This window comes from Simiaoa sp. (genome assembly GCF_051972595.1).
GTDB lineage: Bacteria > Bacillota > Clostridia > Lachnospirales > Lachnospiraceae > Acetatifactor > Acetatifactor hominis.
On record NZ_JBOKRY010000004.1, the window covers coordinates 109,106 to 132,797 of the forward strand.

A 23,692-nucleotide genomic window follows, 5' to 3' on the forward strand; every position below is an offset into this window, starting at 1 on the left:
AAATACAGTAAACGTATTCTATATCTGGAGAGGAAAGGAGGAGGCAATATGGCAAGTTACAATTATATGATGAGTGCTGATGAAGTGGCACAGGAATTAAACTGCTCAAAATCTCATGCCTATAAACTGGTAAAAGCTATGAATAAAGAATTATCTGCACAGGGATATATTACGATGGCTGGAAGAATACCAAAGGCGTTTTGGGCAAAAAAGATGTATGGCTATGAAATAGCAGGAAATTAGGGAGGATCAATATGGCTTACAGAGAAAAAGACACAAAAAAATGGACAGCCCAGTGGTTTGAGACAAATGTCATGGGTGAGAAGAAAAAACGCAGAAAGCGTGGATTTGAAACAAAGCGAGAAGCATTGGAGTTTGAACGAAGCAAAAAGTTGAGCAATGAGCGAAGTATGGATATGAAGCTGAGCGATTTTATTGAGATTTATTTTTCAGACAAACAAAATGATCTGAAAGATCGAACAATCAAAAATAAAAGATATATGATGCAACAGCATATAGTTCCATATTTTGGAAATCAGATGATGAGTGAGATCAAGGCTTCGCAGATTATTCAGTGGCAGAATGAAATACAGAAGAAAGGATATTCAGATTCTTATTTGAGAATGATACAGAATCAGTTGACCAGCCTGTTTACACATGCAGCTAAAATCTATGATCTGCCGGTTAATCCATGCAAGAAAGTGAAACGAATGGGAAATTCAGATTCGAGAAGTTTGAACTTCTGGACACTGGACGAGTACAAACAGTTTATACAGACAATGGAGCCGGGAACAAGATATTATCTTATGTTTGAGATGTTGTTCTGGACTGGATGCAGGATCGGGGAGCTGCTTGCGATTACAAAAGCTGATATCAATTTTGAAAAGAATCGGCTTAGTATCAATAAGACTTATTACCGGACAGGAATGCAGGATATTATCACAGAACCGAAAACAAAACAGTCCTTTCGGACAATCGAAATTCCGGAATTTCTGAAAGAGGAAATTAAGGAATTTGTAGATGGTCATTACGGAATGCCGGATACAGAAAGATTATTTCCGGTTGTTCAGGAAGCGGTACAGCATAAGATGAAACGGCAGATTGAGCTGGCAGGAGTGAAGAAAATTCGAGTGCATGATATCAGGCACAGCCATGTGGCTTATCTTATTGAGAAAGGTGTGGAACCGTTATTGATTCGGGACAGATTAGGTCATAAAGATATTCGTATCACATTGAACACTTATGGACATCTTTATCCAAATCAGCAGAGAAAGATTGCAAATCTTCTGGATAATGAAAATGGAAATGCTGTTACCGGATTGGGAGAAGAAAGAGATGAATGTTGAAAAGGCAAAAGAAAAAGCCCAGATAAATAATCTGAGCAAGTTCTCTGATAATCAGATTCACTGATATACCATCTTGGCAGATTCAGTATATCACGAATCGGGAAATACGACAATTCCCGAATATCTGTTCATCAGAGACTTGCCCGGAAGGGCAAGAGGAGATGATGGAATGAATATGAATGAAAAAAATAAAATTGAGAATTGTAGAATAGAACCAAAACTGAAACTGATCAATATGGATTCAGTAGAGGTGGAACAGGTAGAATGGCTGCTTTATCCGTTTATTCCTTATGGAAAAGTGACCATTATACAGGGAGATCCAGGAGAAGGCAAGACAACGATGGTACTTCAGATTATTGCAAAACTGACCAGAGGAGAGCCGATTCTTCCTGTTACTGATACAACGAAAACAAAAGAAAAACGAGGTGATGAAGTCGATAGTGAGAATGAAGATTTAGATGCTGAAGATAATATGCAGGAACAGTCTTCTGTGTCACCTGTAAATGTAATCTATCAGACAGCAGAAGATGGACTTGGAGATACTATCAAACCCAGATTACTTGCTGCAGGTGCAGATTGTTCAAAGGTGCTGGTGATTGATGACAGTGACCAGCCACTGACAATGGCAGATGTCAGATTGGAAGAAGCAATCGTGCAGACAAAAGCAAAAATGGTTGTTCTTGATCCGATACAGGGCTTTCTGGGAGCGGACGTAGATATGCACAGGGCAAATGAGATCAGACCACTGATGAAGCGTATCGCAGTGCTGTCAGAAAAATATCACTGTGCAGTCATTTTAATCGGTCATATGAACAAAAACAGCAACGGCAAATCTTCTTATCGAGGACTTGGATCCATTGATTTTCAGGCTGCTGCAAGAAGTGTTCTGATTGTCGGGCGAGTGAAAGATGAACCGGAAGTAAGAGTGGTATGTCATACGAAGAGTTCTCTTGCACCGGAAGGAACGTCCATTGCATTCAGACTGGATAAGAATAATGGGTTTGAATGGATTGGAGAATATGATATCAGTGCCGATGAACTTCTTAATGGAGACGGAAGAGGACAGAAAAGTCGGAAAGCAAAAGAATTTCTCCTTGAGATACTGGCAAATGGAGGAATGACTCAGAAGAAAATTGCAGAAGAAGCAGAAGCCAGAGGAATCAAAAGTAAAACGCTATGGAACGCCAAACGGGAACTTGAAATTGATTCCGTAAAACGTGGAAAGCAATGGTATTGGATGTTGCCAGAATAAAAATGGAAGATGGCAAGATTACCATTTCTTAAGAAGAGGGAATCTTGCTACCTTGAAAGGAGAACAGATGCAAAATAAAAGTGTACAGATTCCATACGAGTTATTCTTTCAGCTCTTGCAATATTTTTTGATGGATAACTACGATGGCGAAGAAATAATCCGGTTGGGATTGGAGAAAAAACTGGATGCAATGGTGAATCGTGAAGTATACAGCAAATCCAAAACAGCACCAACGGAAGAAGAAAGAGAAAAGTTCCGGCAGGAATATCTGGACAGACGGGGAATACCGGAGAACTTTCGATGGTAAAGGTTCTTTCTGAACACTTTATTACAGGAGCGTGTCACGCACCTGTAGATAGCAGACAAGGAGAATGTTGGTAAGGTGTAGTCGGGAGTTGACTGGCGTAGAAGAGAATTTTCAAAAGGGAGCCCTGATTCAGGGCGCCCCTGCGGAAACGGTAGATGAAAGGAGATTGGCACAATGAGAGAAGGAAGATTAGGATATAACAGTTATAACAAAAGATATGGATTATTATCATCAGATCTATGGATTGATACAGGATTTCACTGTGGAGAATGCCTGGAAGTGTTGCTTGATGATGAATGGGTTCAGACCAGAATGGAAATGAATCCTGCAAGAGAATGGTATCTTGTAGGGACACCGTATTGTGGTGATTTGGAATATATTCGGGCAAGGATACCGGAGTAAAGGTCTCTGTACCCCCGGAGGGCGCAAGGGTACTTTTGATGGACGGTACGGCTGTCGAAAGTGCTTTTGCGTTACTTTTGACAAAAGTAACAAAACCGCCGTATCCGGCGAATATTTCTTTTTATACTATAGCTGGCAAAGATACAAATTTATGTGCCATGTCTGGCACTGGTTTTAGAAAGCGGGGTGAGGAATATGACGATGAAACGAACAATCAGTGGTATGATCGGGACAGGGTCTCTGGCTCATAACAGACGAGATTTTATAGCAGAAAATGTTGATCCAGACAGAGTGCAATTAAATATTTGTTACCGGAATGAGAATCTGAAAGAAGTCTATAAAGAGCTGTTTGATGAAGCTGTAGAACGGTATAATGTCGGGAAAAGAAAAGATCGGCAGATTACAAATTATTATGAAAAGATTCGCCAAGGAAAACAGGAAAAGTTGTTCCATGAAGTGATTTTCCAGATTGGAAACCGAGAAGATATGGCTGTTGGAACAGAAGCAGGAGATCTGGCTGTAAACGTACTGGATGAGTATGTAAAAGATTTCCAGAAACGGAATCCGACACTTCGGGTATTTAGTTGCTATCTGCATCAGGATGAGGCTACTCCACATCTCCATATTGACTTTATTCCTTATGTGACGGGCTGGAAAGGAAAAGGAATGGATACCAGAGTTTCACTGAAACAGGCATTAAAAAGTCTTGGATTTCAAGGTGGAAATAAGCATGATACGGAACTGAATCAGTGGATAAATCATGAAAAAGAAGTTCTGGCAGAGACTGCAAAGCAGTATGGAATTGAATGGGAACAGAAAGGTACTCATGAGGAACATCTGGATGTCTATAACTTCAAGAAAAAAGAACGGAAAAAGGAAGTACAGGAATTGGAGCAGGAGAAAGAGCATCTAACTGCTGAAAAAGAAGAATTAACAGCACAAATTGCAGAATCCAGAGCAGATATCCAGAATCTAAAAGACGATAAGGAACAGGCAATCAAGGCGAAGCAAGAAGCAGAACAAAAGGCAGGGAGCGCAGAAAAAGAACTAAAAAGCCTGGAAGATCGCAGAGAACAGCTACAACCGATTATGGATAGTGTGAGCAAAGAAATCAAAGAATATGGAACGGTTAAAATGTTACTGCCGGAGGCGGGCACGCTAGAACGGGCAGTAACCTATCGAGATAAAAAAATTAAACCACTGTTTCTTCAAATAAAGAATAAGGTTGCTGTAATGGCGGCTCAGGTTAAAGAACTCACGAAAGAGGTGGAAGGTTGGAAGAGAAAATATCAAAAGGTGAAACAAAAATATAATGCTATTCAGAGAGAACTGGATGATATACGTAAAGATAATCAGAAATTGTCAGAAGAAAAAGATATATTACAAGGTGTTTCTGATAGGTATGATCGTGTTGTGCGTGTTCTTGGAATAGAAACTGTAGATACAGCAGTACAGCAGGATATTCAAAACGAGAAAGTCCTGAAAGAAAAGCGACGGATGGAACAAATGCCGAAGGGAAATATTCATGAAAGATTGGCATGGGGAATGAAAAAAAGCGAGATGGAGAATCAGCAGCGTAAGAAAACTAAATCAAAAAACAGAGAAATGGAGAGATAAGATTATGGAAACACACATTTATGATGAAAAGAACGGATTAAGCTATACTTTGCATGGAGATTATTATTTGCCGGATTTGGTATTGAATGAAGAAGAATCGATATATGGGAAATATGGAATGCTGAGGAAACAGTTTCTGAAGGAACACAGATTAGCAAAATATCAATATTTGTTGTTGACTGGAAAGCTGACGGAACACCTGAATCAGATTGATCAGGAGAGCAGAGAGCAGGTGGAAATGCTTATGGAACAGATGGCAGAAAAACAGGGCGTAACTGAAGAATTAAAGGTACAGAATCGGACGAAGTGGGTTAGACTGATGAATAATATAAAAGCTAGTGCAGAAGAAATGGTGTTGAGAGAAATACTTTATATATAAGTATTGTTTGTAAAGGACTGAACAGGAAAAGCATAATACTATCCGGCTTATTAAGATTTATTTCACATCTCTTGATTTTTATTACGGTTACTGATATAGTTATTACAGTAACCGTAATAAGGAGGGAATGCTATGAGGGATAATGTGAAAAGTGGTGCACTCACAGAAGTGACATTCTATATTTTGCTTTCACTCTATTCACCTAAACACGGATATGCTGTCATGCAGTTCATTGAAGAAAAAACAGGTGGGCGGCTTTCATTGGGAGCAGGCACTTTATATGGTGCATTAAATTCAATGCTGGAAAAGGGATGGATTGAGCTTTTCGGAGATAGTGAAGGTAGAAAAAAAGAGTATCTTATCACTGTAAAAGGAAAGGAGATAGCTGAAAAAGAACTTATCAGACTTCGTGAACTTGTAGGTATTGCAAGCGGAATTGTAGGAGGTACACTATGAGCAAAAAGTGTTATCGTTTTTTTGGTGGGCTATTAACGGTACAGAAAAACTGGCTGAATAAGATGGCTGAAAAAGGTTATCGCCTTATTCGAACGGGAAAATTACTCTATGAATTTGAAAAATGTAAGCCAGGTCAAGTTCAATATTGCGTGGAGTTTATAGGACAAAAATCAAAAGCTAATGCTGAAGATTACCATGATTTCTTGGAAGAAATGGGATATTCCGTATTCTATAAAAATATCAATCTTAATTATTCTGTTGGTAAAGTTCGCTGGCGTCCGTGGGCTGAAATTGGCGGTCGTGTTGCAACAAACACTACAACATTTAACAGGGAATTGCTGATTGTAGAAAAAGAAAATGATGGAAAACCTTTTGACCTTCATACGTCCTATGAAGATAGGGCAAATTATTACAGTAATTTGCGAAATCCCTGGCTGTTATTAATGCTTATGCTCGCGGCATTTGCTACTGTAAATCGGTCTGTTATTTTAGGCATAGTTGCTGTGATTTTTCTAATCCCTGTCATTATATACCAGTTGCAAATTATGAAAAATAGGAATGAAGCGAAGATGAAGGAGTGGTGATTCAGGATAACAAGGTTGGTTTAGTTGATGCAATGTAATACACTGTCGTTTGAGGGTTAGTAGCCCGTTCATAAACTTGTGGGCAGTTTGTTGCTGATGATATAAATATTAGAGAAAATTAATTGAAAGTTAAAAAAAGAAAGTAATAAGTAAACAAAGGCTCAATTGTAAACATGTATTGGGAACGCTATAATGGAAATAAGGACAGGAGGTGTGAACAATGCGTATTGGTGAGCAGATAAAAAATTATCGAAAAACTGCGGGATTAACACAAGAACAGGTGGCAAATTATCTGGGTGTTTCTACTCCAGCGGTAAATAAATGGGAAAAGGGAAATACATATCCCGATATCTCATTACTTCCAGCTTTGGCACGACTATTGAAAATTGATATGAATGAATTGTTTTCGTTTCATGAAGAATTGACAGAAAAAGAGATTGGACAATTTGTGAATGAACTTTCGGAAGTTTCATTGGACAGCTTTACAGAGGCTTTCGAGATGGCATCTCGTAAAATACAGGAGTATCCTCATTGCGACTTATTAATATATACGATCGCAACCGTTCTGAACGGATCTTTGACTTTGTCAGATCTTAATGACGAAGAACGAATGGAATATAATACAGCTATTATTGAGTGGCTGGAACGAACAGCAGATAGTCAGGATGAAAGAGTGAGAAATTCAAGCGTTTTTATACTTGCAACAAAATATGTCCAAATGGAGAAATATGAAGAAGCAAATGCCCTTTTGAAAAAAATTCCTGATACTGTAATTGATGCAACGATTATGAAAACAAGTGTATTAGCACATCAGGAAGGAACAGACACTGCTGCGTTATTCCTGGAGGGGAAACTGCTACAGGCAGTTGTCAATATTCAAAGCTACTTGTATAAGTTAATTGAAATGGAAGAAGAAACAGGAAATCATGATAAAGCAGAGAGAATTGCTGAGATTACAGATCACATGATATCGTTGTTTGGACTATGGAATTACGGCAACACAGTGCCATATCTGCTGATTGCTGGATATCGAAAAGATGTAGAAAAATGTGTTCAGTTAATTAAGCAATTATTAAGTGAATCACAGAAGCCTTGGAATATGACGCAATCCCCTTTGTATTACAGGTATGAAGATACTGCACAGGGAAAAGCCTTTTCAGGAGTTGGAAAAAATTTTGTTCGTGAATTATATTCGGAAATTGAAAATAAGAAAGAGTATGAATTCTTGAGAGGGAATAAGGAACTCGAATCAATTTTTGAGGAACACTTGAAATAGGTTGTAAAAATGTATGGAAATAGATATAGTTGAGAAAGAAGAAAATTTTTGACATTTCCACAGATGCGTGCTAATATGATTATAGAAAAAGAGTGCTACCGATAGACGGTTAGTCCGTTTTACTATTTAGAATATCATCAAAGATAACCGCTTAGTTTACCAGACCAGGGCGGTTATTTTTGTGGTTTATGATTATCTTTGCCTAATGTATATCCGATACTAAAGCAGGTTAAGCCGAAGCTCACTACTGCTATGAAGTCAATAATACTCATTGGCTTAGCCCTCCTTTCCACTGGATTCCTTTACAGGTTTCTATGTAATCAGAGGGTCACAGTCCCTCTGGAGAAGGACTAACCGCCTACCGTTATGGTAGCACCCATGTTTCGATTATAACAGTTAAAAATTACCGGTGCAATATAAAGTTGGTAGAGTAGCATCTGTTAGCCGTGGAAGAGAATCTTTTCGACCAGGGCTTCCGGTGCCAAAACGGTGCCAAGAAATCAGGCAAATAAAAATATATGGTGCAGATCAGCCGTTTTTCACTATATTTTGGAGAGAAAACCATAAAAAATAAGAAGTAAAACGGGATTAAAGTATCGTGAAGGTGGTAGAACCGTAGGATCAGGACGTGTTGCTACAATCATTGAGTAATTAATAGAATTACACTAAATTTAAGGCTTCCAAGGTTTTCCTTGGGAGCCTTTTTGCGGTGTGCCGAGCATGGCACTAATCTTACTGGTGCAAGTCCAGTGGTGGCAATAGAGGTGGTAGATAGGAAATTATATAATCATATTGACAAGCGAGACCACAGATGATAGTCTGTATATAAGACCATCACCTGTGGTCTGTTGGATTTAGGAGGATACACATATGGAAATTCAATTAGGTGTGATCGAGGCAAGATATGCAGATATGATTTGGGAGCATGAACCGGTTACTTCATCGGAACTGGTAAAGATGACGGCAGTGGAATTTAACTGGAAGCGCACAACTGCACACAATGTTTTGAGAAGATTGATTGATAAGGGATTGTTTCGGAATGAAAATGGACTGGTAACAGCCGTAATATCCAGAGAGGAATTTTATGCCAGACAGAGCAGACAGTATGTAGAAGACACCTTTGCGGGTTCTCTTCCGGCATTTATTGCAGCATTTACGCAGGATGCAAAACTGACACCGGAAGAAGCGGAGGCAATTCGTAAGATGATTGATCAGGCGGAGGAAAAATGAGTATGGGAGAAATTTTCTTAAAACTGCTGAATATGAGCATCACAGCCAGTTGGTTAATTTTAGCAGTATTAGGTATTCGACTTCTATTTAGGAGGATACCAAAGTGGATTACCTGTTTATTATGGGGTGTGGTAGCAATCCGACTGATATTTCCGTTTTCCATAGAAAGTACATTTAGCCTGCAACCAAGTGCAGAGCCTATCAAGTCCAGCACTATGGTGGAAGGAGAACGGATACCTTATGTGCCGTTCATAGACAGTAACGTAGGTGTTGTAGAAAATACAATAAATCCCGCACTAGCAGAAACCTTTGCATATCAGGAAACCCAAAGCGTGGCTCCGCTACAAATAGTGACAGAAATCGCAGGGGGGCTTTGGTTATGCGGAATGGTGGTGCTTCTTATTTTGGCATTGGTGAGTATGATAAAATTGCGCCTATGTGTAAGGGAAGCTGTGCTATATAGAGAAAACATCTATATTTGTGATGCAGTAAAATCCCCTTTTATTTTGGGAATTATCAGACCCAGAATATACCTTTCCTCTTCACTATCAGAGGAAGAGATGGCATATATTATAGCGCATGAGAGTGCACATCTTAAAAGAAAAGATCACTTGTGGAAACCTTTTGGGTATTTGCTTCTTTGTATCTATTGGTTCAATCCTCTTTGCTGGGTTGCATACATTATGCTATGCAAGGATATTGAGCTTGCCTGTGATGAAAAGGTGATTCGTGATATGAACTTTGAGGATAAGAAAAAATATTCCAGAGTGCTATTGTCTTGTGCAACGCAGAGGCGATTAGTAATGATGTGTCCGTTGGCATTTGGAGAAGTGGGAGTAAAGGATAGAGTGAAGTTGGTGCTGAATTACAAAAAGCCATCCTTTTGGATTGTTTTGATATCCATGGCTGCCTGTGTAGTAGTGGCTGTATGCTTTTTGACAGAACCGAAAAGTGATTTTTCGATAGCAGACTACAAGGCAATCAGTTATAGAGAATATCAAAAATTGACAGGATATGACGCGGAATTCTATCATGCCTTATATTATATCGGGGAATTGCCCAAAACGGAATTATCAATCGTTTTTGAAGGAGACTATGATGAAGATTTAGCAGGGGCTGTTCTGGCTGAGGATGCGAAAGCAATAAGGATACAGGGGAGATTATCAGAGTTGTTTGGCGATGACACTAAACAATTAAGTGAGTCTGAACTCCTAAAAAAAATAAGTGAAAATTACGGAAATGTTATTTCCATAGATTATAGGGAAGGGGCGGGAACCGCATATTATGTGGGGGATTATTATGCACATATAGCAGTTGCAGCTGATACGGATGATAATAGGAATACGGTGTTTGAGATTGCAGTGGAAAATCAGACGAAAAACGAAAAAATATTTTCAGGCAGCAGTTCTTTTTGGCTTATCTGGGAAGAGGAGGAGCCAGTCAAAGAAAACGAAAATGTGGAAAACGCAAAAGATGACAATGGATACATATGGCTGTCTGATACAGTGTTTATAAGTGAACTTAAGGACTTGGATGGCAATGGTACAAAAGAATATGTGGAGGTCGATCTAGGAGATGAATCAAACAACTTCTATTCCCATTTCAAGTTTTATTGGAATGGTGAGATGATTTATGAGTATGAGGATCCTTGTAGAATTGACCCATGCGTAGCAGAATATGTAGACTTGGATCATGATGGGGAAAAAGAAATTTTCTTTTCATTTGCTCCAAGAGTAAATTCCATGTCACTTATGGAGTATATCGTATTAAAGCAGAACAATTCAAGTTGGAAACCGCTGGAGATGATTCACGGCGAAACGATGATGGATAATGCATTTCCATTGTCTGTTACAAAGGGAGACATCAAGTGGCAGGCTGTGATATCCTGTGAAAATTTGGATGAATCAGTTACTTTCGATGTAGAATCACATTATTTAGATTTGAAAAGAGAATTTCTTTCAGACAACGGGGAAGAAACGGAATTTACCAGTCAGTTGGTTGAGTGGTATGAAACAGAATTTGTAGATTACCCTTCGGGAGAAATCTGTGGGAATGTGTCAGCGTGGGGAATTTGGAATATAGAAGTAGGAGAATATGAAGGAAAAACCTGCCTGATTGCAACACATGGGATTCAGTGTTATGATAAGTTTGATTTTTGGGGAGAGGCAGATGTCTACTTTGATTATGATGAAAAAGGAAATACAAGATTTTTGAGCATCCAGTTTAGACCACAGTACCAGTATTTGGATCAAAATAAAGAAGTCGAAGAGAGAATTTATGAAGGTGAGACGCCCGGCGTATCTTATGGTGATATTGCGGAAAGATATTATACTGTAGGTCAATATATGAAAGAGGTAAAGGATGTATCAAAGGCTATGGCCGCAGCAGGGGATTCGTATATATGTGATGAGTACCTAAATGCGATGGGAAGCCCGGAGGCTGAATCCGTATATGTATTGCATGATTTAAATAATGACGGTATAGAGGAATTTTTTATAGGTCTTAAATTTAATTATGATATACCTTACTATGTAATTTATGATGTATATACGTGGAAAGACGGAAGAGCGTATCAGTTAATGAGAGGTATCGGATATCGTAATGGCTCGTGTAAGATATGTGAAAATGGAGTAATAGAGGATAATTATTCAGGGACGGCATGGGACGGGCAAACATTATACCATATTTTACCTGAGGGAGGAATTGAACTTGAGACAATAGACAGTGTTTCTTCAAGGCGAGACGGCACAGTTCAATCCTATTATCACTGGAATGAATTGATAGATGAAAATTCGCTACAAACGATATTGGAGCAATATCAACCGGAGTCTGTCACATATGTCGATTGTAATAGGGAGACAATTGAGCAACTACGTCTGAGTGGAATAAGAAAATAACTTACCGATTGACTTATAACTGATATTAAGGACAAGATGCATATTAGCTGATCAGGAGCAAGTATTCCGGTGCCAAAACGGTGCCACGAAACCATGCAAATAAAAATAGACCATGTAAAATCAACGAAACTATGAAGATTTCAGCCATAAAAAGCATAGAAAATATGTTGAAAAACGCTATTCAGATAACGTGAAGGTGGTAGAACTGTTGGTTCCGACCGTGTAGCTACCATCATCGAGTAATTGTGCGTTAGCAATGAGAAGCATTAAATAAGTGTAAAAAAGTCCAGAGCAAGCTTGCTTGCTTCTGGGCTTTTTTATGCTTATGGGAATGCGGCGAATGCCGCATTCATCGAGGAAACACGCAGTGTTTTCGAGATATGCTTCTCATAAATTTACAGCCCTTTGTATACAAGGGGTTGAGCCTTTTTGCTTGTGGTGATGTTATATGCGTTTGGAATGAGTAAGTTCTTTTATAGAGTGTTACATATAAAGTGGTTGTATCTTCAAGTAAAAATTGGTTGACAAAAATGACTACTGAAAGTAGACTATACATAAACGACTACACGCAGTAGACGAAAGGGGTGATCATATGAGTGAAATAAGATTAGGAGCAGTAGAGTCCAAGTTTGCAGATATCATATGGAATAATGAACCATTGCGACCAGTAGAATTGGAGAAACTCGCGGAAGCTGAATTGAATTGGAAGCGGACGACTACTTTAACCATTTTAAAAAGGTTATGTGAAAGAGGAATTTTTCAAAACAAGGACCGAATGATTACTTCCTTAATCAGTAGGGAAGAGTTTTATGCTCTCCAAAGTGAAAAGTTTGTGAATGACACTTTTGAAGGTTCGTTACCGGCTTTTTTGACTGCATTCGGTTCCAGAAAGAAGTTATCGGATAAGGAAGTGGAAGAATTGAAAAAGGTGATAGATAGTATGAGGAGGTGAGTGGATGGATTGGTATGAATTATTACCTAAGATTTTGAATATGAGTCTTACGGCAAGTGTTATCATTGTTACGGTGCTTATACTCAGAGTGTTGCTGAGACGGGCACCCAGGATATATTCCTATATGTTATGGACAGTTGTATTGTTTCGTCTGCTTTGCCCTATCACTATAAATACTACCTTATCGGTATTGGGTTTATTTGATCCCCCAATTGTGGAAACAACTGATAGTGTGAGTCAGGTTGCATATATTCCGAACAATATCGTTCATACAGAGAATCCAGAAGTGACATTACCAGTTCCGGTATTGGACAATGCTATAAATAATGCGTTGCCACAAGGGGTGGAACAGCTTGTAGCAGATCCTTTGGAGGCGCCTGTCAGCATTGCAACCTATATATGGCTGGCTGGAATCGTGGCTATGATAGGAGTTAGCATGATTTCTTATGTTAAGTTACGAAAGAGTCTGGTTGGAGCAGTGCGGGTAAGGGGTAATATTTATGTTGCGGACTACATTACTACTCCTTTTGTACTTGGCATATTCAGACCGCGTATCTATTTGTTATCTTCATTAAGCGAACAGGAACAGGAGTATATTCTAAGGCATGAGCAATATCATATTTGCAGAGGGGATCATGTTTTTAAGTTACTTGCCTATGTAGCCCTTTGCATCCATTGGTTTAATCCACTTGTTTGGCTGGCCTTTCTATTATTTAGCAAGGACATGGAAATGAGTTGTGATGAGGCGGTTATCAAAAAACTTGGGGAAGATGTACGAGCAGATTATTCTGCTTCTTTACTGAATTTAGCAACAAATAATGCTATTATGTTTGGAATGCCACTTGCATTTGGTGAGGTGGACACCAAAGGACGCATCAAAAACCTGGCAGCGTGGAAGAAACCTACTTTCTGGGTGACCATAGGGGCAATTTTGATATGCATTGTTGGAATTGTGATATGCATATCCAATCCAAAGGAAGAAAATTTGTATGCACCGGAACCCTTTGGTCACAGCTACAGGGTGGAAGAGATTTTCTTCATAGATGCCCGTTATTTCTCCGCAATCACACCGGAAACAGCGCCCAGATATCAATTTACTTCAGATTATGCTATGTTTGTATCCGGAGATGTATTGGATGATAAGAGTACAACGGAGTGGGTGCAACAGTTGGGGAATTTTGAAGAGGTAGAGATTACAGCTGAAAATTTTGATAACCATTTTAATATGACAGGGTTCACTATTTCAAATGATACCTGGTCCAAATTCAGAAGTGAAATAAATAAGGCATGGCGGATAAATACGGATAATAGTTTTTACTATTTTCTGCAGAACCAAGATGGCAGTGTATATCTGACTTACGGATATGATATAGATAATAGTACGAATATATTGGAGGAAGGCTCACACATCCGTTTCCTGTTTAGATTGGAACGTACAGATATTTTAAGTTGCAATGCCGTTAGTGCAGATTACAATGCTTATATTGAGCCTGCCTATTATTCAAGTAGCTATGAAGGGGAGTATGATGATTTATATTCCAATCCTATAAATAATTCCGGTAAGCTGATATTTACAGTGGATGGTGGTACAGATACGGATATTTTGGTTGTTAATGAGGAGTATCATAAATACACATCGGAAGAAGTAATTGTAGAAAGAGAAACTTATGAGCTGGAATGTAATCCACAGGGAAAGTTTGAGTTGGAGGTTTCTGTTCGAGGCGATGAACGTGATGAGGCAATCTATTCCATTTATGTTCGTGGAAAATCCGGATTCTATGTAATGAAGATAGATTTTCAGACAAGTGAAGGCGCAGTGGAAATTGATAGGTCGGAAACGCCGGAAGTTGAAAATATAGTGGACAAGACGGATTCCTTAGATACAGCCATATTAAACGCTATTGTTGAACATACTGCATCCGATTATCCGGTTGGTGCCTATCATTGTGCCAGCTTTGTGGAGTTGCATAGGGAGGAATTATGCGGAGTGTCTATTGCTGGTGGGAATGTGTCGAAAGAGTTGATAACGGTATACGGAATGGCATTGGAACAGTCATTTTCTTATTCGGAAGGTAAGTTAAATCAAGTCGGTGGAAGTCATATGCCGGTGGTCATCACTTTTGAAGTGTCAGATAATACATATATGGTGACTGATTTTTGGGTTCCCGGAGATGGAAGTTATTATGTATCGGATATTAGGGACAAATTTCCGGATGAAATTGAAGAAGATGCTCTGGATACGCAGAAATATGTGGTGGCTCAAATACAAGAGTGTTATAGTAGAGCGGTTCAGTATTATCAGATAGATACAGAAGCCGTTATAGACGAATTATTTGATACAATTGAATCATCTCCGGCAACCTCATCGAATCCGGCAGATTATATTGATGCACATTCTCTGGAATATAGAGAGCTTACGTATTACGGACAATACAGTTTAAGCTATATCTTTAATAAATTCATTGATGGAGAGCAGACCGAATTGCGTGGTCAATTGATGAGGATACTTTTAGATGATTTGGCACCGGAAGCAAAGCTTCGATTATATGCAGAAACCGGACAAGAGTACTTTGATGAATGGGCAAAGGGTGCAGTAGAAGTATTAGAGCAACATGATATGGAATGGATAAAAGAAAATCAACCCGCAATGTGGATTTATTTGCAGATGGTTGAGTAAAGGATGAAGAGAACAGCTTCGTTACAGTGTGGCGAGGCTGTTTTTGTTAGTTGTAGTTGTGTTTTGTAGATGATATAATTAAAAAGTATGAAATATAGAAGAAAACTACGATATAAAATGGAAAGTTTGTGATATAAATGGTTGGAATATATTTTAGTGGCACCGGCAATTCCAGATATGCAGCAGAATTGTTTTGCAAGGAATATGATGAAGCGACTAAAGCATTTTCATTAGAAGACGATAATATTACCCGGGTTGTGAAAAACGAAGAAATGCTTGTATTTGCCTGTCCGGTGCAATATAGTACTGTGCCGAAAATACTGCGTGATTTTATAATTGAAAATAAAGAACTGTGGGAGAGTAATAAGGTTTTTGTTATTGCCACGATGGGATTGTTTAGTGGTGATGGTGCAGGCATTCTTGGGCGACTTTTGCAGAAATACGGAGCAGAAATACTAGGTGGTTTGCATCTAAAAATGCCGGATAGCATAGGTGATGAAAAAGTGTTGAAGCGTCCGTTGGAAAAGAATAAGGATCTTGTGAAGAAAGCGGAGCAGAAGATTAACAAGTCGGTTCAACTTTTGAAATCAGGGAAACCAACCCAGGAGAGAATTGGTGTATTATATCGCATGGCGGGTATCTTTGGAGAAAGACTGTATTTTGGACATAAGACAAAGAATTATTCTAATAAACTGCGTGTAGATGAAGATAAGTGCATAGGTTGTGGCAAGTGTGAAAAGTTATGTCCTATGAATAATATCAAGATTGTCGATAAGAAAGTGGTACAGAATAACCGGTGTACTATGTGTTATAGGTGCATTAATAATTGCCCGAAGCAAGCTATGACGCTGCTTGGGAAAAAGGTTGTGGAGCAGAGTGTGATAGAGAAATATCTATGATGAGGAGAGCGTAAATGGTACTTTTAGTTGTCGATACACAGAAATTAATAACTACGCCGAAGCTATATAGTTTTAATGTGTTTGAAGACGCTGTTAAAACATTGATTGCAGCTGCCAGAGAGAATAATGTTGAGGTTGTTTATGTAAGACACGATGATGGTGCCGGAGCAGAATTGACGAAAGGGACACCGGGTTTTGAGATGTATGAAGGTTTTAGCCCGAAGCCGGGTGAGAAGATTTTTGATAAGACGGTAAATAGTTCTTTTAAGGGAACAGGCTTGTTGGAATATCTGAGAGAAAAGAATGTCCACACAGTAGTGGTTGTGGGACTGCAGACGGATTACTGTATAGATGCAACAATCAAGTGTGGGTTTGAACATGGTTTTAAAATGATTGTACCGGAGAATGCAAATTCTACATTTGATAATGCTTTTATGACAGGGGAGCAGAGTTATAAGTATTATAACGAGTTTATGTGGAAAGGCAGATATGCGGAGTGTGTTTCTGTGGAGGAAACGATTAAGAGGATGAAGGGGTAAGTGCAGAATGGAAGAGGTTATTAGAAAATATTTTCAATGCTGGTTGGATAAAGATGTTGATGCTGTAAAGGGTTTTTTTAGCGAAGATATTGTTTACAGCGAGTGTTATGGTCCGGTATATAAAGGCATTGGACAGATAATCAGATGGTTTGAGGATTGGAACCGGAAAGGTACTGTTTTGCAGTGGGATATAAAGCGTGTGATTGTGTCCGGGAATATAGCCGTTGTGGAATGGTATTTTAAGTGTGACTACGAGGGCAATGTGGATGGTTTTGATGGAGTGGCCATTGCCGAGTTTAATGCGGAAATGAAGATTTGTGATTTGAAGGAGTTTCGGTCGAAGGCAGAGCATTATTGTCCGTATGGGGAATAGGTGATTTTTGAATGTGTGATGAATGTATTGTATTTCGATTTTTTTGTGTAAAATAAAAGAAGTTGACGCAGGAATAAGCGAATAAAATAATTAAAATGTAGTATAAAGAATATCATAACAAAAGAAAAGGAGAACGCATAATGCCATTATTATATTTAGCAAAGGTAAATTTAAATTCTAATATATTCGATGTATATGATAAAAAATTAAAATTTGATGATGTATTTGATTTAATTTATAAAAACATCGCGGATGGAACAGATTATTTTACACAAAACAAAGATAAATATATTGATTCATATGGGAATCCAGAGGTTTTTATACGTAAATCGCAATATACTTTTCAAGAAATTATGAAAAGGGAAAATCGTATTATTACAGGAAAGTTAGTAAGAACTTTTAACAAACCTTCAGAGATATTGGATGAATTGTCACACAGAATGGTAACTACATACATTGAGGAAAGTGTAAGTATATACTTTTATTATGATGTTGCAAATGAAATGATAACCTTTTGCGAAAGACAATCATTTGGCTATAATCAATTTATGAAAGCATTTGCCAATATGCTGAATAAAAGTGTAAAAATGTATGAATTTGAAATATTTTTGCAAAAGGACAAAGATATTTTAGAGGAGAAAATGAAAAGTTTAAGGACTGTTCAACGTGTTAGAGCTACGTTAATCCCACCAAATTCAACGGAAGAAGATTTGCAGGAATTAAGAAATGAGTTAATTTATATGCAGCAATGCCAAGAAGCAAATGCGACAAAGGTTAATATCGAATATGCATCTGAAAATATGAAAATGGAATCGAGAGTAATGAAAGATATTGTAACGGCTGTTTCAAGGGGCTATGGGGATGTGACGGCTACTGGAATTAATAATAGCGGTCGTCAACAAACGATTAGTTCAAGTCAAGATGCAGCATATACAGCGAATATCCAAGATAATATTGGAGAAGATGAATATAACGAGGAGTCACATAATTTAATTTTGAGATTTTTGGTTAAACTTACTCGAAAGATGTTTGTGTAAAGTGAGGGATTCGATGAAGAAAGTGAAAGATTCGTCATATAAGAAATTATTTGAATTAGAAAAATACAAAGACTTATATGATTTCTCTAGTTTAGAGTGTCGGATAGCAGTAATAGGTATGATTTTATTAGATATTGTTTTCGCAGTATGTTCTTTTTCTGTTGGAGTTGATGAAACTGTAATTAAAGCAGTTTCTTTGTTAGATGATATCGGCATTGCATTAATTGGATATATTGGTTTTACGGTTAGTGCGTTAGCTATATTGACGGGAGCAATATCTAGTAAAGTTGTTAATATTATAAAAACGAGAAATAAGATGGTTGTGTTGGAAAGAATCTTATTAAGTTTTTACTTGATGGGAATAGTGTGTGCAGCGGTAGTACTAGTTGCGTTGATTCTCCATTTTATTGTCGAAATTCCAGTTGCTTCTATTTTTATCATTAATTTAATTGGTATAAGTATTCTTTCATATTTGATAATATTTATATTATTTTATTCAGTAAAATTAATTGGAAATTGCTTGGAATTGTTTTATATTGTTAATGGCTATGAATTATTAGATGAAGAGAAAACTGATTATAAGGCAATATATAATAACTATAGAATTACAGCGATAGAAAAAGTTAATTTGAGTAATACTTCGATAGAAAAAGTAAATGAGTATAAAGAAGTCGTAAAGCAGTTAATTGAAACGGATAATCGATCTGAAGAAGAAATAAAAGTCTTATTGGAAATGCATAAGTCACAATTTGGTGATTGAATTATGAAAGAATGAATTTGAGGTTATTCTGTGTTACGGTACCAATCTATAACAAAATGCATTCTGATTGGTATTGTGGCTAATAGATTAATGACAAAAATCAACGTAGTGTAAGCGGATTGATGATAGGCGAATAATTTATGGAATTTTGATTAAAATAAATTAATAATATGCAGTTGACACAACCTGTTAATTGTCATATTATAATTATAGAGAGGTCTCCATTAACCTTATGGTCTTGAACCATAGAAGAGATGAACATTAAAGAAGGTCTCCATTAACCTTCGGTAATCAATCCGTAAAGAGATGAACATTAACGAGTGGGAAGCTTAGTCTTCCCACATTTTTTAACTCAAAATACAAAGGAGCAGTATTATGTTTACACTGGAGGGAAAGTTGACATTTATCAACATTGACCAGAGCTACCTCAAAAAGCTGCATGATGCATGCTCAGAGGTATATTATAAGCCAAGCGGATATGAGAATAAGCCATACATAGGAATTCTGATAAATAAAAATGACAGAAAATATGTAATTCCATTATCTTCAGCCAAGGAAAAGCATAAGATATGGAAAAATGTCGATAAGGAATGTTACTTAGTTTATGAGATAGCGAAGAAGTCTAGTATGGGACAAGGAGATATTTGGGTGGCAGCAGAAGAGGATGATGTAAAGCATATTCTTTCTGTTATGGATATTAAGAAAATGATTCCGATTGTGGATGGTGTTTACAGTAGAGTAAATATTAATCCTGAGGACACAGATACCGATGATGTCAAGAAATATAAGGACTTGCTAAATAAGGAATATTCCTTTTGCTTGAAGGTAATTGATGAAGTAATTGGAAAAGCCAACAAGTTGTACGATAAACAGATGGCAACCGGAAAGGTAGTTAAGTTCTGTTGCGATTTTAAAGCGTTAGAAGAAGTGGCAGATAAATAGAAGCGGATGGCTCGTGTGAGCCATCCGTTTATAACTATATAGAGTGAAGAATTTAAAATACTTCCAAACTATCCTCTGCATCCACCCATGCCTGCATCTCGCCATCGAGTGCAAGTCTTGCATATTCCAGCGGATTATCAATTGCCAAAGCGTTCAGGCACCGTTGAGAATTAGGAGTGGTCTGTATCCCAGTTTCAGCCTGATTACAGTCAATCCGGAGGATGTAGCCGTCATAGTGGTTAATGTCTATGCTGTTATGCATCGGGTTATATTCAGCGTGTATCAATTTCATTGTTATTAGTCCTTTCATTTGAATTGGAGGTAAAAAGCCCATGGGCTTATTTTGGACTTGAAAAACCTTCGAAATAGATGTAATAATCACAAAATGTACCATTATACAAAATAAAACATTACTAGAAATATCTAAAACAATACAATTTGTGATATTAACAGTTGTGTTGCTACAATCATTGAGTAATCTTTGATAGATAGTATATAGCTTTTATGCTGGGGAAGTACTTGTACTTCCCCAGTTTTTTAAACAATAACTCAGAACAGTAATTCGGAACAGTAATTTAAAACAACAATTCAAAATATTAATTCAAAGATCAGTTTTTCTTTTAGCCATTTAGTGACACAGCTCTGTGTCGGATATTTCAAGATATTTACTTCAATTATTTGTATAATAGCATTATTTTTTAAGAGATTAGTTTGTAGAAAGTATACGTGCATAGGAAACATACAAGTAGTGATGTGAAAAATACATGTGAGAGAGGGTGAAATTATGAAATAGGTATGTTCCAGAGGCAAGGGAATACATGCGAAAAGAGAAAAAAGATGAAATAGGTATGTGCCAGAGGCGAGGAAACACATGCGAAAGAGGGTGAAATTATGGATTTGGTATGTGCCAGAGGTAAGGGAATACATGCGAAAAAAGAAAAAAGATGAAATAGGTATGTGCCAGAGGCGAGGAAACACATGCGAAAGAGGTGAAATTATAGATTAGGTATGTGCCAGAGGTAGGGGAATACATGCGAGAGAGGTTGAAATTATGGATTGGGTATGTGCCGGAGGTAAGAGAACACATGCGAAAAAAGAAAAAAGATGAAATAGGTATGTGCCAGAGGCGAGGAAACACATGCGAGAGAGGGGGAATTATGGATTAGGTATGTGCCAGAGGTAAGAGAATACATGCAAGAAAGGGAAAAATAAAGATAAAATGAAAAGCAATAAATGAAAAATATACGGTGGGAGGAAAAGGCTATAAAGGATTTACTATATGAACAATTGATAAAGAGAGAACAGTGGCTAAGGGATTTGAAACAAAATTTGGAAACAAGTATACAGAATGCACCATCAGGCAATCTGAAAATAATTAACTGCAGAGGCGTTGAACAATATTATTTGGACTCTGCTGAAACTAGAACATCCTATCCAAACGGAAAATATCTGCGAAAATCTGATTTCGAATTGGCAGGTAAACTTGCACAACGAAATTATGATGAGAAATTGCTGTCAGAGGTAGAAAAGCAATTAAAGAACATACAAAATATTATTAAAAAATATGAAAAACAAGAAATAGTACAGGTAGAAGAACTATATAGTGTCTATGACAGAATGAGTCCATCCAGGAAAAAAATGGTGGATTCGAGGATAATGTCGGATAAGGAATATGTGAATCAGTGGTCAGCACAAATATATTCAGGTAAAGATTTTGAAGAAGGACAGGCAGAAATTTACACAGAACAGAAAGAAAGAGTCAGATCAAAGTCAGAAAAGATCATTGCAGATATGTTGTACCATAAAAATATCCCATACAAGTATGAATGCCCTATAACCCTAAAGGGATTGGGAACGATATATCCGGATTTTACCTGCCTGAGGTTAACAGATCGAAAAACGATTTTATGGGAGCATTTGGGAATGATGACAGATCCGATTTATTGTCAGAAAGCTATGAAAAAAATAGACATTTACTCCAAGAATGGGCTTATACAAGGTAGAGACATTATATATACATTTGAATCAGAAAAATACAGTCTAAACACAATGAGTGTGGAAAATCTCATCAGTCAAATATTTAGTACATAAATGATGTCCGAAAAAAGATGTGAATACTTCCGTATAATCAAACAACTTCTGATAATATTTGTTGATAATATTTTGAAATGCAACTTTAGATAAAAGAAATATGTATGTTATAATGGAACATATAAGAAGTGAATAAAATACAGAAAAATCAGTGAAAAGGTAGAGAAATGGCAGAAAATGGCAGATAGAAGGCTTTTGACTTTAAGAAAAACAATAATGTTTTATATTTGTATATGGAACATTTTTTTATTGATCGGCTGTGCGAAGACTGAGATGGTGTCTGAGGACAATACAGTAACAAATGAAAATATTGTCAGCACCACAGGAACTATTGCAATTAAAACAGAAGCAATAGAAACAGAAGAAATAGAAACAGAAACGCAGGATGCAATCCAGCCATTTTCCGACCAACCACCGGAAGCCGCGCCGGAGTACAAGATCATCATGGTAGGGGATATACTGCTTCACACTCCGGTGGAGGAAAGCTGTCTGCAGCCGGATGGAAGTTACGACTATGATTCTCTGTTTTCCCATACAAAAGAGGAGATTGCTGCAGCAGATCTTGCCCTGGTGAATCAGGAGGTGATCATAGGCGGTGCAGATCTTGGAATCTCCGGGTACCCCTGCTTCAATGCCGATTACAGTCTCTGCGATTCATTGGTGGGAGCAGGCTTCGATGTCATCTGTCATGCCACGAACCATGCTATGGACAAGGGACGTGCGGGGCTGGTAAACTGTGCGGAGCACTGGAGGGACGAATACCCGCAGATCACTGTTCTTGGCATTCATGATACTGCGGATACCTCCACTTCCTGCGGCGCTGATCCGTCGATCATTGAGCTGGGTGACATACGGATTGCAGTCCTGAACTACACTTATGGAACCAACGGCATCTCCCTGCCGCCGGATATGCCCTATGCGGTGGATCTGTTGAATGAGGAACAGGTGGCGGCAGATATTCAGAGAGCAGAGGAACTGGCGGATTTCACTATCGTATGTCCGCACTGGGGAACGGAGTACAGGCTGACATCAGATGCTTCACAGGAGAAATGGACCAGGATATTCGCGGGAAACGGTGCAGATCTGGTACTGGGGACGCATCCTCATGTGATCGAACCCATCGACTGGGTGATTGATGAAGAGAGTGACCATGAAATGCTTGTGTATTATTCGCTGGGAAATTTCGTGAACTGGACATCCGGCACCGGAGAGGGAGTCGCTAACCGTATGGTAGGCGGCATGGCAGAGGTAACGATTACGAAAAATGATCACGGAGAGGTGGAGATCGCAGACTATGGGGTGAAACCTATGGTCAGCCATGTGACAACCGGCCCGGGCGGCGTGACGACTTATTTTTTGGAGAATTATTCAGAAGAACTGGCAGAAGAAAATGTGATCGTTTCGCAGGATTCCAATTTTTCCAGAGAATACTGTGTCAATTTGTGTGATTCCGTATGGGGAGACCTGTGGAAGGCAGAGTAGACAAGCGGCATTGAGTCTGTTAAAATAAAAAAAGTTGTTGATGAAACAACAAAATGCGACCTATTTGGCAGAATAATCCGTAGGCATCAGAGTCGGGGGCTTTTGACCCCGACATCATTTTTATACGCAAATTTATATCTCGATATGTTATACTAGAGCTGTGTAATGGGGTACGCAAACGAGAAGAGAGAAGG

The 23,692-nt window shown here is 38.1% G+C and carries 23 protein-coding genes; 22 read left to right on the forward strand and 1 reads right to left on the reverse strand.

Annotation, left to right across the window (positions count from 1 at the left end):
* The first annotated feature begins 48 nt into the window (after positions 1-48).
* The 20 genes from ACTRDR_RS02650 to ACTRDR_RS02745 all read left to right on the forward strand — a co-directional run bounded on the left by ACTRDR_RS02650 (position 49) and on the right by ACTRDR_RS02745 (position 19,925).
* Positions 49-243 carry a hypothetical protein gene (locus tag ACTRDR_RS02650; RefSeq protein WP_004850599.1) on the forward strand — a complete coding sequence of 65 codons (195 nt, stop codon included), beginning with the start codon at positions 49-51 and terminating at the stop codon, positions 241-243.
* An 11-nt stretch (positions 244-254) separates the two neighbouring features.
* Positions 255-1,346, forward strand: a complete 1,092-nt coding sequence (locus ACTRDR_RS02655) for a site-specific integrase (RefSeq protein WP_117598183.1) — start codon at positions 255-257, stop codon at positions 1,344-1,346.
* A gap of 169 nt (positions 1,347-1,515) precedes the next feature.
* Positions 1,516-2,598: an AAA family ATPase gene (locus tag ACTRDR_RS02660; RefSeq protein ID WP_015541740.1), complete on the forward strand. Its 1,083-nt coding sequence runs from the start codon at positions 1,516-1,518 to the stop codon at positions 2,596-2,598.
* Positions 2,599-2,665: 67 nt separating this feature from the next.
* Complete coding sequence (locus tag ACTRDR_RS02665; RefSeq protein WP_004850590.1) at positions 2,666-2,905, forward strand: hypothetical protein; 240 nt, start codon at positions 2,666-2,668, stop codon at positions 2,903-2,905.
* 174 nt (positions 2,906-3,079) lie between these two features.
* Positions 3,080-3,307 (forward strand): DUF5348 domain-containing protein, encoded by a 228-nt coding sequence (locus ACTRDR_RS02670; RefSeq protein ID WP_008373546.1) that lies wholly within the window; start codon positions 3,080-3,082, stop codon positions 3,305-3,307.
* Between the two features lie 201 nt (positions 3,308-3,508).
* Positions 3,509-4,924, forward strand: a complete 1,416-nt coding sequence (locus ACTRDR_RS02675; RefSeq protein WP_330672975.1) for a plasmid recombination protein — start codon at positions 3,509-3,511, stop codon at positions 4,922-4,924.
* A 4-nt stretch (positions 4,925-4,928) separates the two neighbouring features.
* Positions 4,929-5,303 carry a TnpV protein gene (locus ACTRDR_RS02680; RefSeq protein ID WP_396569842.1) on the forward strand — a complete coding sequence of 125 codons (375 nt, stop codon included), beginning with the start codon at positions 4,929-4,931 and terminating at the stop codon, positions 5,301-5,303.
* Between the two features lie 132 nt (positions 5,304-5,435).
* The gene (locus ACTRDR_RS02685; protein WP_004850579.1) at positions 5,436-5,759 is read left to right on the forward strand and encodes a PadR family transcriptional regulator; all 324 of its coding nucleotides are present in this window, start codon (positions 5,436-5,438) and stop codon (positions 5,757-5,759) included.
* A complete protein-coding gene (locus ACTRDR_RS02690; protein ID WP_440526059.1) occupies positions 5,756-6,343 on the forward strand; it encodes a DUF2812 domain-containing protein in 588 nt (195 codons plus the stop codon). Before ACTRDR_RS02685 ends, ACTRDR_RS02690 begins: the two co-directional genes overlap by 4 nt.
* A 220-nt stretch (positions 6,344-6,563) precedes the next feature.
* On the forward strand, positions 6,564-7,619 hold the full coding sequence (locus tag ACTRDR_RS02695; RefSeq protein ID WP_106493180.1) for a helix-turn-helix domain-containing protein: 1,056 nt from the start codon (positions 6,564-6,566) through the stop codon (positions 7,617-7,619).
* A gap of 870 nt (positions 7,620-8,489) precedes the next feature.
* Complete coding sequence (locus ACTRDR_RS02700) at positions 8,490-8,849, forward strand: BlaI/MecI/CopY family transcriptional regulator (protein WP_176862344.1); 360 nt, start codon at positions 8,490-8,492, stop codon at positions 8,847-8,849.
* On the forward strand, positions 8,846-11,746 hold the full coding sequence (locus ACTRDR_RS02705) for a M56 family metallopeptidase (protein WP_440526060.1): 2,901 nt from the start codon (positions 8,846-8,848) through the stop codon (positions 11,744-11,746). Before ACTRDR_RS02700 ends, ACTRDR_RS02705 begins: the two co-directional genes overlap by 4 nt.
* Positions 11,747-12,338: 592 nt before the next feature.
* Positions 12,339-12,698, forward strand: a complete 360-nt coding sequence (locus tag ACTRDR_RS02710; protein WP_118545668.1) for a BlaI/MecI/CopY family transcriptional regulator — start codon at positions 12,339-12,341, stop codon at positions 12,696-12,698.
* Positions 12,699-12,702: 4 nt separating this feature from the next.
* Complete coding sequence (locus ACTRDR_RS02715; protein ID WP_440526061.1) at positions 12,703-15,375, forward strand: M56 family metallopeptidase; 2,673 nt, start codon at positions 12,703-12,705, stop codon at positions 15,373-15,375.
* A 137-nt stretch (positions 15,376-15,512) separates the two neighbouring features.
* A complete protein-coding gene (locus tag ACTRDR_RS02720; RefSeq protein WP_440526062.1) occupies positions 15,513-16,274 on the forward strand; it encodes an EFR1 family ferrodoxin in 762 nt (253 codons plus the stop codon).
* A gap of 14 nt (positions 16,275-16,288) precedes the next feature.
* Positions 16,289-16,813, forward strand: a complete 525-nt coding sequence (locus tag ACTRDR_RS02725; RefSeq protein WP_440526063.1) for a cysteine hydrolase family protein — start codon at positions 16,289-16,291, stop codon at positions 16,811-16,813.
* A gap of 7 nt (positions 16,814-16,820) precedes the next feature.
* Positions 16,821-17,186, forward strand: a complete 366-nt coding sequence (locus tag ACTRDR_RS02730; protein WP_440526064.1) for a nuclear transport factor 2 family protein — start codon at positions 16,821-16,823, stop codon at positions 17,184-17,186.
* A gap of 140 nt (positions 17,187-17,326) precedes the next feature.
* Entirely contained in the window at positions 17,327-18,223 is an 897-nt protein-coding gene (locus tag ACTRDR_RS02735; protein ID WP_440526065.1) for a hypothetical protein, read from the forward strand.
* A 13-nt stretch (positions 18,224-18,236) separates the two neighbouring features.
* Positions 18,237-18,983, forward strand: coding sequence for a hypothetical protein (locus ACTRDR_RS02740; RefSeq protein WP_440526066.1), 747 nt, complete (start codon positions 18,237-18,239; stop codon positions 18,981-18,983).
* Positions 18,984-19,358: 375 nt separating this feature from the next.
* The gene (locus tag ACTRDR_RS02745; RefSeq protein WP_440526067.1) at positions 19,359-19,925 is read left to right on the forward strand and encodes a type III toxin-antitoxin system ToxN/AbiQ family toxin; all 567 of its coding nucleotides are present in this window, start codon (positions 19,359-19,361) and stop codon (positions 19,923-19,925) included.
* Positions 19,926-19,977: 52 nt separating this feature from the next.
* Here the strand turns inward: ACTRDR_RS02745 and ACTRDR_RS02750 are convergent, their stop codons facing one another.
* Entirely contained in the window at positions 19,978-20,217 is a 240-nt protein-coding gene (locus ACTRDR_RS02750) for a DUF6061 family protein (protein WP_440526068.1), read from the reverse strand.
* Positions 20,218-21,158: 941 nt separating this feature from the next.
* Between ACTRDR_RS02750 and ACTRDR_RS02755 the strand changes: the two genes are divergently transcribed.
* Both ACTRDR_RS02755 and ACTRDR_RS02760 read left to right on the forward strand, forming a co-directional pair.
* Positions 21,159-22,016, forward strand: a complete 858-nt coding sequence (locus tag ACTRDR_RS02755) for a hypothetical protein (RefSeq protein ID WP_440526069.1) — start codon at positions 21,159-21,161, stop codon at positions 22,014-22,016.
* A 216-nt stretch (positions 22,017-22,232) separates the two neighbouring features.
* Entirely contained in the window at positions 22,233-23,498 is a 1,266-nt protein-coding gene (locus ACTRDR_RS02760; protein WP_440526070.1) for a CapA family protein, read from the forward strand.
* The last annotated feature ends 194 nt before the right edge of the window (positions 23,499-23,692 follow it).